General features: G+C 72.1%; 7 protein-coding genes. 1 reads left to right on the top strand and 6 read right to left on the bottom strand.

The genetic code is table 11. From position 1 onward, the window contains the following. Window positions 1–59 precede the first annotated feature (59 nt). Entirely contained in the window at window positions 60–4,928 is a 4,869-nt protein-coding gene (locus QSK25_RS25365; protein WP_352236327.1) for a type I polyketide synthase, read from the top strand. Between the two features lie 43 nt (window positions 4,929–4,971). On the opposite strand, the gene asnB is transcribed toward QSK25_RS25365, so the two are convergent. The 6 genes from asnB to QSK25_RS25335 are packed head-to-tail and all read right to left on the bottom strand — an operon-like array spanning window position 4,972 to window position 12,755. After that, window positions 4,972–6,789, bottom strand: a complete 1,818-nt coding sequence (gene asnB, locus QSK25_RS25360) for an asparagine synthase (glutamine-hydrolyzing) (RefSeq protein WP_285641814.1) — start codon at window positions 6,787–6,789, stop codon at window positions 4,972–4,974. 27 nt (window positions 6,790–6,816) lie between these two features. Further along, window positions 6,817–8,028 (bottom strand): cytochrome P450 family protein, encoded by a 1,212-nt coding sequence (locus QSK25_RS25355; RefSeq protein WP_285641813.1) that lies wholly within the window; start codon window positions 8,026–8,028, stop codon window positions 6,817–6,819. Continuing rightward, entirely contained in the window at window positions 8,016–9,452 is a 1,437-nt protein-coding gene (locus QSK25_RS25350) for an ABC transporter ATP-binding protein (protein WP_285641812.1), read from the bottom strand. Before QSK25_RS25350 ends, QSK25_RS25355 begins: the two co-directional genes overlap by 13 nt. Next, window positions 9,449–10,261: an ABC transporter permease subunit gene (locus tag QSK25_RS25345; protein ID WP_285641811.1), complete on the bottom strand. Its 813-nt coding sequence runs from the start codon at window positions 10,259–10,261 to the stop codon at window positions 9,449–9,451. The genes QSK25_RS25350 and QSK25_RS25345 overlap by 4 nt, the downstream gene beginning before the upstream one ends. Further along, entirely contained in the window at window positions 10,258–11,199 is a 942-nt protein-coding gene (locus QSK25_RS25340) for an ABC transporter permease (RefSeq protein ID WP_285641810.1), read from the bottom strand. Before QSK25_RS25340 ends, QSK25_RS25345 begins: the two co-directional genes overlap by 4 nt. After that, window positions 11,196–12,755: an ABC transporter substrate-binding protein gene (locus tag QSK25_RS25335; protein ID WP_285641809.1), complete on the bottom strand. Its 1,560-nt coding sequence runs from the start codon at window positions 12,753–12,755 to the stop codon at window positions 11,196–11,198. Before QSK25_RS25335 ends, QSK25_RS25340 begins: the two co-directional genes overlap by 4 nt. Window positions 12,756–12,895: the final 140 nt, after the last annotated feature.

Below are 12,895 nucleotides of genomic sequence, written 5' to 3'. Positions count from 1 at the left end.
ACCGACTACTCAACCGCTCGCAACTGAGTATGTGTGCGCTCTCACCCAGGATTGAGTAGGTGCTACTCACGCCGACGGCCTACCCGTCCTGTTCTGCTGGGCATGTGGTCGCTACAGGTCAGCACGTTGCCATCGTCGGAATGGGATGTCGCTTCGCCGGTGGGGTGAGCTCCCCGGAAAGCTTCTTCTCCTTGCTGCTCAAGGGCTCCCGCACCGCGGGACCGGTACCGCCCGGCCGCTGGGACGCCGCCGCCGGGCTCTCCAGGGAGAACGCCGCCGCGCTGACGCGAGTGACCGCGCGCGGTTCCTTCCTCGACGACGTGGCCGGTTTCGACAACGCCTTCTTCGGCATCTCCGGGGTGGAAGCGTCTCAATTGGACCCTCAGCAACGCATCGCGCTGGAGGTCGCCTGGGAAGCACTGGAGCACGCCGGGATCGACCCCACCTCGCTCGCGGGTTCCGACACCGGGGTGTATCTCGGAGTCGGCACCGACGACTACGGCCGCCGGTTGCTGGAGGACCTGCCGGGCGTGCGGGCGTGGACGGGCATTGGCGCGTCGCTGTGCGCGGTCGCCAACCGCATCTCCTACACGCTGGACCTGCGCGGGCCGTCCTTCGCCGTCGACACCGCGTGTTCCTCGTCGCTCGTCGCGCTGCACCAGGCGTGCGCGGCGGTCGCGTCGGGCGAAGTGCCGCTCGCCCTGGCGGGTGGCGTGATGATCATGTCCGGCCCTGGACTCACCGCCGTGCTGGACGAGGCCGGGGCGATCTCCCCGGACGGCACGTCGAAGACGTTCACCGCGGACGCCAACGGCTACGGCCGCGGAGAAGGCTGCGGTGTCGTGGTGGTGAAGCGACTGGAGGACGCGCTCGCGGATGGCGACCACGTGTGGGCCGTCGTGCGGGGCGGCGCGGTGCGTCAAGACGGCAGGACCGACGGCATAATGGCTCCTTCAGGTGCCGCACAGGAACATCTGATGCGTGCCGCGTACGCCGACGCCGGGGTCGACCCGCGCGAGGTCGGGTACGTCGAGGCGCACGGCACCGGCACGCGGGTGGGCGATCCGATCGAACTCGGTGCCATCGCGGCGGTCCTGGGCGAGGGAGGGTGCCTGGTCGGCGCGGTGAAGCCGGCGATCGGGCACACCGAGGCGGCGGCCGGGATCGCCGGGGTGATCAAGACGGCGCTGGCACTGGACGCGGGGGTCGTGCCCCCGACCGTGCTGGACTCCGCGCCGCGCACCGATTTCGACTGGGCGAGTACGGGGCTGGAGGTCGTCACCGAGGCGCGTCCGCTCACGACGCGGTACGCCGGTGTAGCGAGCTACGGCTACGGCGGCACCATCGCGCACGTCGTCCTGGAGCGCGCACCCGAGACGGTGCACCGTCCTGAGGTGACGCTGTCGGCGCCGCGGCTGTACCCGGTGTCCGGCGGATCCTCGGAGGCGGTGAAGGCACAGGCCGCGCAGCTGGCGGAGCTGGACGTCCCGTTGGCCGACCTGGGACACACGCTGGCGCACCGTCGCGCCCATCTGCCGGTGCGTGCCGCCGTGGTCGCCGGGGGCCGCGCGTTGCTCACCGAGGGACTGCGCACGGTGGAACCGGTGGACGGCGTTGCAGGACAGGGCGTTGTGTGGGTCTTCTCCGGCCACGGCGCCCAGTGGTCTGGCATGGGGCGCGAGCTGCTGGCGTGCGAACCGGTGTTCGCCGAGGTCGTGGACCGGCTCGCGGCGACGTTCCGCGAGGAGTTCGGCGTGGTGCCGCGCGAAGTGCTGGAGTCCGGGGACGTCGGTGGCGTGGACCGGATCCAGGCGATGCTGTTCGTGATGCAGGTCGGTCTGGCCGCGGTGTGGCGGCACCGCGGAGTCGAGCCCGCCGCGATCATCGGGCACTCGGTCGGCGAGATCGCCGCGGCCGTGGTCGCCGGAGTGCTGACCGAGGACCAGGGCGCCCGGCTGGTGTGCCGCCGGTCGCGGTTGCTGCCGGAGGTCGCCGGGCGGGGCGCGATGGCGATGGTGGACCTGTCGTTCGCAGACGCCGCCGAACACCTGCGCGGCCGATCGGACGTGGTCGCCGCGATCGCGGCCGCCCCCACGTCCACGGTGCTCGCCGGTCCCCCGGAGGCCGTGGCCGAGGTGGGTGCCGCGATGGCGGCGGCCGGCCGGGTCGTGCGGAACGTCGACTCGGACGTGGCGTTCCACTCGCCGCAGATGGCGCCTCTGGCCGAACAGCTCGCACTGGCGGTCGCCGACCTGGAGCCGGCAACCGCGCGCGTGCCGTTGTACGTCACCGCCGTGGACGATCCGCGGTCGGCGCCGCGGCAGGACGCCCGCTACTGGGCGGCCAACCTGGGTGAGCCCGTGAGGTTCGCGGGCGCGGTGGAGGCGGCCGTGCAGGACGGGCATCGCCTGTTCCTCGAGGTGTCGGCGCACCCGGTCGTGAGCCACTCGGTGAACGAGGTGCTGCACTCGCAGGGCGTGCATGGTGCGGCGGTCGCGAGCCTGCGCCGCAACCGGCCCGAGAGCGAGAGCCTGCTGACGGGACTGGCCGCGTTGTACGGGCACGGCATCGACCCCGACTGGACGGTGCTGCAGCCGGACGGCGGGTTCGTCCCGATGCCCGGAGTCGTGTGGCGCCACACCCCGCACTGGGTCGGTGGCCCGGCGAGGAGGTACCCGCGGGACACGCTCCTCGGTACCCCGGTGGACGTGCACGGGTCCGGCGTGCGGGCGTGGACGACGACGCTGTCCGCTCGCACCCGGCCCTATCCCGGCCTGCATCCGGTGCTCGGCACGGAAATCGTCCCCGCCGCGGTGCTGCTGAACACCTTCCGGGTGGCGGGGGAGCGCGCGGGACTGCGGGACGTGCGGCTGCGCATGCCGGTGGCCGTTCCCGAGGACGAGCCGCGCGAGCTGCAGGTCGTCCAGGACGGTGCGGCGTTGCGCATCGTGTCGCGCAGCGGCGGCGACTGGGTGGTGCACACGACGGCGTCTGTTGCGGACACGCTCGGCGAACCCTTCGACGTTCAGACGGAGGAGGAACTGGCGCTTGATCACGTCGTCACGAGGCTCGCCGAGCTCGGGGTCGCCGCGATGGGCTACGACTGGCGCTTCACCGCGTTGTCGCGCGGGCCCAGAGCGTTGCGCGGCACGGTGGTCGCGGACGGCTGGACGGCGTTGCTGGACGCGGCGCTGTCGCTCGCCTCGGTGGCGTTCGACGGGCCGCCGGTGCTGCGCATGCCCGCCGAGATCGCGTCGTTCGGCCTGACCGGGGACGCACCGGAGACCGCCGAGATCGTCGTCCGAGTCGACCAGGACCGCGCGCACACGGTGGACGTCCACCTCGGCGGCGCGTGGATGACGGGGTTGCGGTACGGGGAACTCGACGGCGACAGCGGAGACTCGTTGCCGGAGTTGAGCTACGACGTCCGCTGGAAGGCTCTGCCGGTCGAACCCGGCGCGCGGGCCTCGGCATCAGTGCTGGGTGACGCGAAACTGGCCGCCGCACTCGGACTGCCCCTGGTCGAACGCCCCGGTGACGCGGCGGGCCACCTCGTGCTCGCCCCGGTGAGCACCGATCCGCTCGGTGCCGTGCGGGAACTGCTCGACACCGCACGGGAACTCGACGCGCTCCCCGGCGAGAAGCCGAAGCTGTGGTGCGCCACGCGATCCGGCTCGCTCGACCACGCCCCGCTGCACGGCGTGAGCCGGGTCGGGGCGAGCGAACACCCCGGCTTCTGGGGCGGTGTGCTCGACCTGCCGGCCGAACCGACCGCGCTCGACGCCGAAACGCTCGCGCGTGCTCTCACCGTTCGCGGCGAACCCGTGCTCGCCATCGAGGCGGGCGAGGTCCGGGTGCCCCGGCTGGTGCCGGCGAGCTCGTCGGGCGAGGCGCGGTGCCGTCCCGACGCCACCTACCTCGTCACCGGCGGGTTCGGTGCCCTCGGCCGGAAGGTCGCGCTGCACCTGGCACACCTCGGTGCCCGCCGCGTCGTCCTGCAGGGCCGCACCCCGCTGCCCGGCCGTTCGTCGTGGGAGAACGATCCCGGCGGCAGTGTCGTCCGCGAGCTGGAACAGGCCGGTGTCGCCGTGTTCCCGATCGCGGCCGACATCGCGGACCTCGACGGCACCCGCGCCGCCCTCGACGGACTCGGCCTGCCGCCGATCGCCGGCGTCGTGCACGCCGCCGGAACGGTCCGAAGTGGACTGATGATCGACGTCACCACTGAGGACCTGGCGGAGGTGATGCGGGCCAAGGTCGACGGCGCCCGCGTGCTGCACGAGCTGTTCCCCGCAAGCTCGTTGGACTTCCTGGTCCTGTTCTCCTCGGCGGGCCCGCTGCTCGGACTGCCCGGCCAGACCGCGTACGCGGCGGCCAACGCCTACCTGGACGCCCTCGCCGTGCACCGGGGATCCGGCACGGCGAGCGTCGCCTGGACGAGCTGGCGCGGTCTCGGGATGTCCACCTCGGCCTCGGCCACCGATGTCGAACTCGACGCGCGCGGCACCGGTGACATCACGGCGGACGAGGCGTTGCGCGCGCTCGACCGGGTGCTGGCCGCCCCGAACGGCGTCACGGCGGTGCTGCGGGTCCGGCGCGACCACAGCGGGCCCAGGCCATCCGTGCTGTCCGGTCTCACGGCGTCCACAGAGCCCGCCGAGGCGAGCGCCTGGGCCGGGTTGTCCGGTGCGGAACTGCGGTCCTGCCTGGACGACGTGGTCGCGACGGCGATCGGCTCGGTGCTCGGCGTCCCTGCGGACGCGGTGAGCCCGCACCGGCCGCTGACGGAGGCGGGCGTGGACTCGCTGCTTGCGTCGGCGCTGCGGGTGCGGCTCGAACGCGAGACGGGGGTGGCGCTGCCCGCGACGCTGCTGTGGAACCACCCGACACCGGCCGGGATCGCGGGCTACCTCGCCGACGTCGTGTGACGACGATGGGGGCGGTCCAACCGGACCGCCCCCATCAAGAACCTCAGAACGTGAACTCGGGCCGGTACTCCAGCACCCAGTGGTGTGCGTCCAGCACCCGTTCCAGCCCCTGCCTGCGCGGCCCGGTGATCTCCTCCGGTGCCAGCGCCACCGCCGCGCGCACCCACTCCCGGTCCACCAGCGCGAACGACGCCGAGTCCTCCGCCAGCACGGCCGCCGCCTGCGACTGCAGCGCCGTCGCGTACCTGATGTCCTGCACGCTCGGGTACGGGCTCTTCACCCGGTCGGCCACCGAGTCCGGCAGGACGTGCCTCACCGCCGCTCGCAGCAACGACTTCTCCCTGCCGTCGAACGACTTCAGCGCCCACGGCGTGTTGTAGACGTACTCGACGAGCCGGTGGTCGCAGAACGGCACGCGCACCTCCAGTCCGGTCGCCATCGACATGCGGTCCTTGCGGTCCAGCAGCGCCCGCACCAGCCGGGTCAGGTGCAGGTGGCAGATCACCCGCATCTGGCGTTCCAACGGCGACTCGCCGTCGAGGAACTCCACCCTCGCCACGCTCGTCGCGTACTGGTCGGCCACGTAGGCCTCGATGTCGATCCGGTCGCGGAGGTCCTTGCGCAGCACGGCCATGCGATCGGTGTTGATCGAGTGCGCGAACGCCAGCCACGGGAACGTGTTCGCCGTGCGCGCGGCCTCGTGGTGGAACCACGGGTAGCCGCCGAACACCTCGTCGGCCGACTCGCCGGACAGCGCGACCGTCGACTCCACCCGGATCGCCCGGAACAGCAGGTGCAGGGAGCTGTTGATGTCGCCGAGCCCGAGTGGCAGGTCCCACGCCCGGACGACCGTGCGGCGCAGCTCCGGGTCGAGCAGCTCGCGGGTGTCGACGGTGACCGTCCGGTGGGTCGAGCCGACGTGCGTCACGACCTCGCGCACAAACGCCTCGTCGGACGTCGCGCGCAGCTCGTCCGGCCGGAAGTTCTCCTCCTGACCGGTATAGCCGACCGAGAACGTGCGCAGGCCCGGCATCACCTCGGCGGCGAGTCCGGTGAGCGCGCTGGAGTCGAGACCACCGGAGAGCAGCACGCCTTGCGGCACGTCCGCGACCAACTGGCGCCGCACCGCGTCCGACAGCAACGACCGCACGGTCTCGACTGTCGTGTCCTGGTCGTCGAGGTGCTCGGCGGTCTCCAGCCGCCAGTAGACGTGCTCGCGCACCCCGGCGGCGGTCACGGTCAGGACCGTACCGGGTTCGACCTCGCGCATGCCCTCCCACAGCGCCCAGCCGGGGGCCTTGGTCTGGCCGACCAGCTCGTGCAGGCAGTCGAGGCCGACCCTGCGCGACGCCAGCGGGTTCGCCAGGATCGCCTTCGCCTCGGAGCCGAACAGCACGCCGTCGCGGGTTTCCCCGTAATACAACGGTTTCACGCCGAGCCGGTCGCGCACGAGCGTCAACGAGCCGTCGCGTTCGTCCCACACGGCGAACGCGAACATGCCGTTGAGCCGTTCGGCGACGGCCACGCCCCACTCCAGGTAGCCGGCGAGCACGACCTCGGTGTCGCTCGCCGTGCGGAACTTGTGCCCGCGTGCGGCCAGTTCGTCGCGCAGCTCCAAGAAGTTGTAGACCTCGCCGCTGTAGACCAGCGCGACGGTGTCGTCCAGTGCCGTCATCGGCTGGGCGCCACCGGGCAGGTCGATGACCGCGAGCCTGCAGTGGCCCAGCCCGGCGCGCGGACGCACCCACACGTCGCCCGCGTCCGGGCCGCGGGCGGTCAGGGTGGCGGTCATCGCGGCGAGGACTTCTTGCTGCTGGGTGAGATCGGTGTCGAACGCCACCCAGCCGGTGATACCGCACATCGTCGTTCTCGTTTCGTCAGAAGAGGGTCAGCGGCGCACGACGAGCGGCAACGACACCAGGCCGTGCATCTGGGTGCTACTGCGCCACCGCAACGACTCGGGGGCGACCGCGAGCTCGATGTGCGAGAAGCGCTCCAGCAGCCTGCCGATCGCGATCTCGCCCTCCAGCCGTCCCAGCGGCGCGCCGACGCAGTAGTGGATGCCGTGCCCGAACCCGAGGTGCGCGCCGGTCGGCCGGGTGATGTCGAGCCGGTCGGGATCGGGGAACCGCGCGGCGTCGCGGTTGCCGGCGAGCAGCGAGACGAACACGAGTTCGCCCTCGGGGATCTCGACGTCCCCAACGACGACCGGTTCCTTGGTGAAGCGCGGCGAGGCCATGTTGTTCGGCGTCTCGAACCGCAGGAACTCCTCCACGGCGTTGGGCAGCAGGGCCTCGTTCTCCCGCAGCTTCTGCAGCTGTTCAGGAGCCTGGAGAAGGCTGAGCACACCGCTGGAGATCAGGTTGACCGTCGTCTCGTAGCCGCCGATCAGCAGCACGAACGTCATGGCGATCAGCTCGTGGATCGACAGCTGGTCGCCGTCCTCGCTCGCGTGCACCAACGCCGAGAGCAGATCGTCGGTGGGGTCAGCCCGCTTCTGCTCGGCCAGCCCCATCAGGTACCCGGCCATCTGCCCGGACGCCGCGCCGATCTCCTCGGGTGCGGCCGTCGACACCATCTGGCCGGACCAGGTCGCGAACTGCTGTTGATCGTCGGCCGGGATGCCCATCAGCTCGCAGATCACCCTGATGGGCAACGGAAGCGCGAACGCGGCGATCAGGTCGACCGGCTCGTCCTCGGTGATCGCGTCGAGCAGCTCGGCGGTGATCTCCTCGATGCGCGGCGCCAGCTTTGCGATGGTTCGGCTGGTGAACGCCTTGTTCACGAGCTTGCGCAGCCGGGTGTGGTCGGGCGGGTCGACGTTGAGCATGTGACCGGCGAGCGACCGCGAGAACTCGATCTTCTTGCCCTCGGCGAGCGCACGGGCGTGCTCCAGCCGGTCGTACACGGCGTCGCTGCTCAACCTGGGGTCGGTGAGCAACGCGCGTGCCTCGGCGTGCGTGGTCACGAGCCACACACGCACGCCGTCGGGCATGACGACCTGCCGGGCGGGGCCCTCCACGCGCAGCCGTGCCGCGAGGTCGTGAGGGTTCTGCAGGTAGTCGTCGTCGAGCTCGGGCAGCTGCTTCAGATCTTGCACGGGTCCTCCGCGGTCGGCCGTCCGAGCGCCAGCAGGGACGGGAGGTCGTCGGGACGGGCGAGCAACTCGGCGGTCGGGCCGTGAGCGAGCACACGGCCTTCGGCGAGCACGAGCACCCGGTCGGAGATCGCGGCGGCGACCGCCGCGTCGTGGGTGATGAACACGACCGCGAGGCCGTGTTCGTGACGCAGGTCGTCGAGCAGCGTCAGCACGCCGGCCTGCGTCGCGGGATCGAGGGCGGACGTGATCTCGTCGCACACCAGCACCTTCGGCCGGACGGCGAGCGCGCGGGCGAGCGCGACGCGCTGACGTTGCCCGCCGGAGAGCTCACCGGGCATCCGGTCGGCCACCTCGGCCGGGAGCCCGACGGCCCGGAGCAGCTCGGCGGCGTCACCACGCTGCCCGAGCAGGACCTTCGGCGGTCGCGTCAACGCCGTGCGCACGGTCTGTCTGGGGTGCAACGACTCCGCGGGGTTCTGGGGGACGAGCTGCACGCTCGCGCGTTCCTCCCTGCTGCGATCGCGGACGTCGGCGGCCAGAGGCGAGCTGACGAGTTCGGTGGTTCCGGAGGAAGGCCGGTGCAGACCGGTGAGGCAGCGGGCGAGCGTCGACTTGCCGGCCCCGGACACCCCGAGCACCGCCAGGCACTCCCCGGCGCTCACGGTGAGCCCGACGTCGTGCAGGACCTGCGCGCGACCGTGGTGAGCACTGAGGCCGGCCGTGGTCAGCACGGCGGTCGAGTCCGGTGTGGATGGACGGTGCGGCACCTCGGCGACGGGGTCGGGCACGCAGAAGATCCGGCCGTCGCTCAGCGCCACCGTCCGGCTGACGAGCTGCTCCAGAGCGCCGTGGTCGTGGCTGATCCACAGCAGCGCCACCCCGTGGTCCCGCAACCGCCGCAGCTCGGCGAGCACCTCCGCGCGCGCCATCACGTCCAGGGCGGCGGTGGGTTCGTCGAGCACGAGGAACCGCGGCTCGCGGGCGAGGGCGAACGCGAGTGCGACCCGTTGCTGCTGCCCGCCGGAGAGCTGGTGCGGATAGCGCCGCGCGAAAGAAGGAGGTAGTCCGACCCGGTCGAGTGCCTCGCCGACGTCCGCCGCTCCCGCGAGCCTCAGCGCCGCCTCGACCCGCTGGTACGGCGTGAGCACCAGACCGGGGTCCTGGCCGAGGTAGCCGACCAGCCGCCCGCGCACGTCCGGCGGCGGCTTCGGCAGCATCGGCCGCCCACCGACGAACGCCTGCCCGCCCCCGTGCCGCGCGCCGTCGCGCAGGTGGCCGAGCAACGCCAGCGCGAGCGTGGTCTTGCCGCAGCCGGACGGCCCGACCAGACCCACCGCCTCGCCCTCGGAGATGGCGAGGTCCACGCCGTCCAGCACGGCCCGTCCGCCCGCCTCGACGCGCAACGACTCGACGTGCGCGATCATCCGGCCAGTCCTCTCGACGTGCGGACCACGCGGTCGGACAGCAGGTTCGCGCCGATCGCCAGCGCGGCGACCCCGATCACGGGCACGGCGAGCGCCCACGGTTGCAGCGCCGCACCGGGCAACGCGTCCACGATCATCAGTCCCCAGTCCGAATCGGACACCCCGAGTCCCAGGAACCCGGCGGCGGCTACGAGGTGCACCGCCGATACGAACCGCATGCCCGCGTCCGCCAGCACGGTCGCCGCGATCAGCGGCAGCACCTCGCGTCCGACGAGCCAGGCCCAGTTCTCGCCCCGCGCGACCGCCGCCTCGACGTGCGCGCGCCCGGCGACCTGCGCGGCGGCGGCCATCGTGACGCGGGCGGTGAGCGGAGCGGCGGCGAGCGTCACCGCGAGCACCAGGCCCGCCCGCGACGGCAGCGCGATCAACGTCAGCAACAGCACCAGGATCGGTGGCACGGCGGCGATCGCGTCGAGTGGCCGCAGCACGGCGTTCTCGACCCAGCCGGACCGCGTGAGCGCGGCTGTCAGCCCCGCTGCTGCACCGGCGACCGCGCCGGTCAGCGCGGCGGCGAGGCTCGTCAGGACCAGCGGCAGGCCGCCGTGCAGCCACCGGGACAGCACGTCGCGGCCCAGGTGGTCGGTGCCGAACGGCGTGGCCGCGGACGGTGGTGCGTAAGGGGGTGCGACCGGGGTGGTCGCGGCGTGCGGGGCGAGGAGCGGTCCGAAGAGCAGCAGTGCCACGGCCAGGCCGCCGACAGCCAGGACGACGGTCTTGGTGGTGATGCGGCGCGGGCGAGATTCGGTCACGCCGCCACCGCCCGTGTCCTCAACCGCGGCGTCAACAGCACCACCGCGAGGTCCGCGACCGCCAGCGCCAGCAGCATCGCGCCACCCAGCACGAGCACCAGCGCCTGCACCACTGGCAGGTCACCGGTCTGCACGGACGTCACGAGCAGCTCCCCGATACCCGGATAGCCGAACACCTTCTCCACCAGCACCCCTCCACCGACGAGGCCGACACCGGTCACCAGCCACACCTGCACCGCGACCGGCAGCACGGCAGGAACCACCGCGGCCCTCACCACCCCGCGCGTCGAGATCCCGTTGAGCCGCAGGAACTCCACGTGCGGAGACCCGAACGCGGTCACCGCCGCCGACCGGATCGCCCGCACCGAGTACGACAACCCCACCGCCAGCAGGCTGAGCACCGGCAGCACCAGCGCGTCCGGGTGCGTCAGCGGGCTGTCGCCGAGCGGGATCAGCGACACGGCGGGCAGCCACCGCAACGTCACCGCGAACACCAGCGCCAGCCCACCCGCGATCGCGAACTCCGGCACCGACACCAGCAGCAGCGCGCCCGCCGAGATCGGACGGCCTCCGCGCGTCGCGGCGAGCACACCGAGGCCGAGTGACAGCGGAACCAGCAGCACCAGCGTCACCGCGGTCAGCACCACGGAGTTGCCGATCCGGTCGGACAGCATCTCCGTGACGGGCTTGCCGGTCACCGACGTGCCGAGGTCACCGCGGAGCACGCCGGAGAGCCAGTCGCCGTAGCGGACGAGCACCGGCTGGTCGAGTCCCAGCCGGTGCCGCACCTCGGCGACCCGCTCCGGCGTGGCGTTCGGGCCGAGCCGCGCGGTCGCCGCGTCGCCCGGCAGCAGGTCGACACCGACGTGCACGAGCAGCGACAGCAGCAGCACGAGCCCCGCGCCGGTCGCGAGCAGCAGGCCGGCGCGGCGGATCACGCGAGCCCCGCGTGACCCAGGTAGGGGTACTTGGCCATGCCGCCGCGGACCTCGATGCCGGCGACCTCCTTGCGTGCCAGGCTGAGCGTGTCCGCGAGCCCCCACACGACGGTGTTGCCGCGGTCGGACATGACGTCCTGGAGCTGAGTCCACGCCTTGCCGCGGGCTGCGGCGTCGAGCGAACCGAGACCGGTGGCCATCGCCGCACTGAGGTCGTTGTCCACCAACGCGAACGCCGGGTTCGACGCGAGCCGCGCGTACAGCACGGGCAACGGCAGCGCGCCGACCGAGAACGTCATGGCGTTCGCCGCGCTGATCGCAGACGGGTCGTAGAACTCGGCCACGCCGACGATGTCCGGCTTCACGGTGAGGCCGATCTCCTTGAGCTGCTCGGCGACGAGCTGCGTGGAGGCGTTGAAGCCGATCTCGTACTCCGCCGACCTGATCACGATCGGCGTGCCGCCCGCGTTCGCCGCCTGAACGAGCTTGCGGGCCTCGTCGAGGTCGCGCGCCAGCGGTTCGCGGGAGCTGAAGTCGGTGGTGCCGTAGCCGAACAGGTCGTTGCCGACCGTGCCGTAGCCGAGGAAGACGCTGTCCACCAACGCCTTGCGGTCCAGGGCGAGCCGGAACGCGCGTCGCACGCGCGGGTCGTTGAACGGCGCGATGGTCGTGTTCAGCACGAAGCCGAAGCCGACGCGGTTGCGTTCCCCGGCGGTGCGCACCTCCAGGTCCGCCGACGCCGCACCGGTCTTCGCCGTGGTGAACGGGATGTCGGCCGCGTAGTCGGCCTGGCCGGTGAGCACCGCGTTGGTCTTGGCCTGAGGGTCGGTGAGGCTCAGCAGCACCAGTTCGTCGACGTACCCCGCCTTGTCCCAGTGGCCGTCGAAGCGCGTCAGCGTCGCCTCACGCCCGGCCTCGAACGCCTCGACCCGGTACGGCCCGGTGCCGATCGCCGTCTGCTGCGTGAACGACTGCGTGCCGTTCTTGATCGCCTTCACCGCGAACGCGGCCAGCACCAGCGCGGGATCGCCCAGCGGCTGCAACGTCGGCACCCGCAACGTCGTGGGGTCGACGACCTCGATGCCCGCGAGGTTGACGTACATGGCGAGCTCGCTGGGGAACGGCCGTTCCGGCGCGCCGAGATAGCGGAACGTGTGGGCGACGTCCTCCGCGGTGAAGGGCGACCCGTCGTGCCACTTCACGCCGTCGCGCACCTTGAGCGTGAACGACTTCGCGTCCGCGGCGGCTTCGGCCGACACCGCGAGCCGCGGCACCGGCTTGCCACCGTCCAGGGTGAACAGCGAGTCGAAGATCACGTCGTTGCGGGCGAAGTCGATCGGCGCCTGCCCGGTGAACGGGTCGAGCGACTCCGCCGCGCCACCGCCGGTGAACACCGTTCTGAGCCTGCCGCCCTGCTTGGGCGTGCGCGTCCCGGCGTTCTCGACCGGAGCGGCGCCCGGCGTGCTCGCGCCGCACGCACCGAGCACCGAGGTGGCACCGGCGACACCGAGCGCGAGCCCGGCGGTGCGCAGCAGATCACGGCGACTGAGCCACATGGTCGAACCTCCAGCAAACGCGGCGGGGTGGAACTTAGGTGTACCTAAGCGCGGTGCAACCTAACCCAGCGTTCGGCCAGGCACAACCGGCTTAGTGCAAACCGAGTTCCAGGTCACCTGGAAAGCCAATCGAGACGTGG

This window comes from Lentzea sp. NBRC 102530 (assembly GCF_030269365.1).
In the GTDB taxonomy this organism is placed as follows: domain Bacteria; phylum Actinomycetota; class Actinomycetes; order Mycobacteriales; family Pseudonocardiaceae; genus Lentzea.
This window is presented reverse-complemented; position numbering and strand designations above follow the sequence as displayed.

Bases quoted from the DNA above. Each gene is read 5' to 3' on its own strand.
- asnB (WP_285641814.1), bottom strand. From the start codon at position 6,789: ATGTGCGGTATCACCGGCTGGGTGGCGTTCGACACCGATCTCACCCAG.
- QSK25_RS25350 (WP_285641812.1), bottom strand. From the start codon at position 9,452: ATGATCGCGCACGTCGAGTCGTTGCGCGTCGAGGCGGGCGGACGGGCC.
- QSK25_RS25335 (WP_285641809.1), bottom strand. From the start codon at position 12,755: ATGTGGCTCAGTCGCCGTGATCTGCTGCGCACCGCCGGGCTCGCGCTC.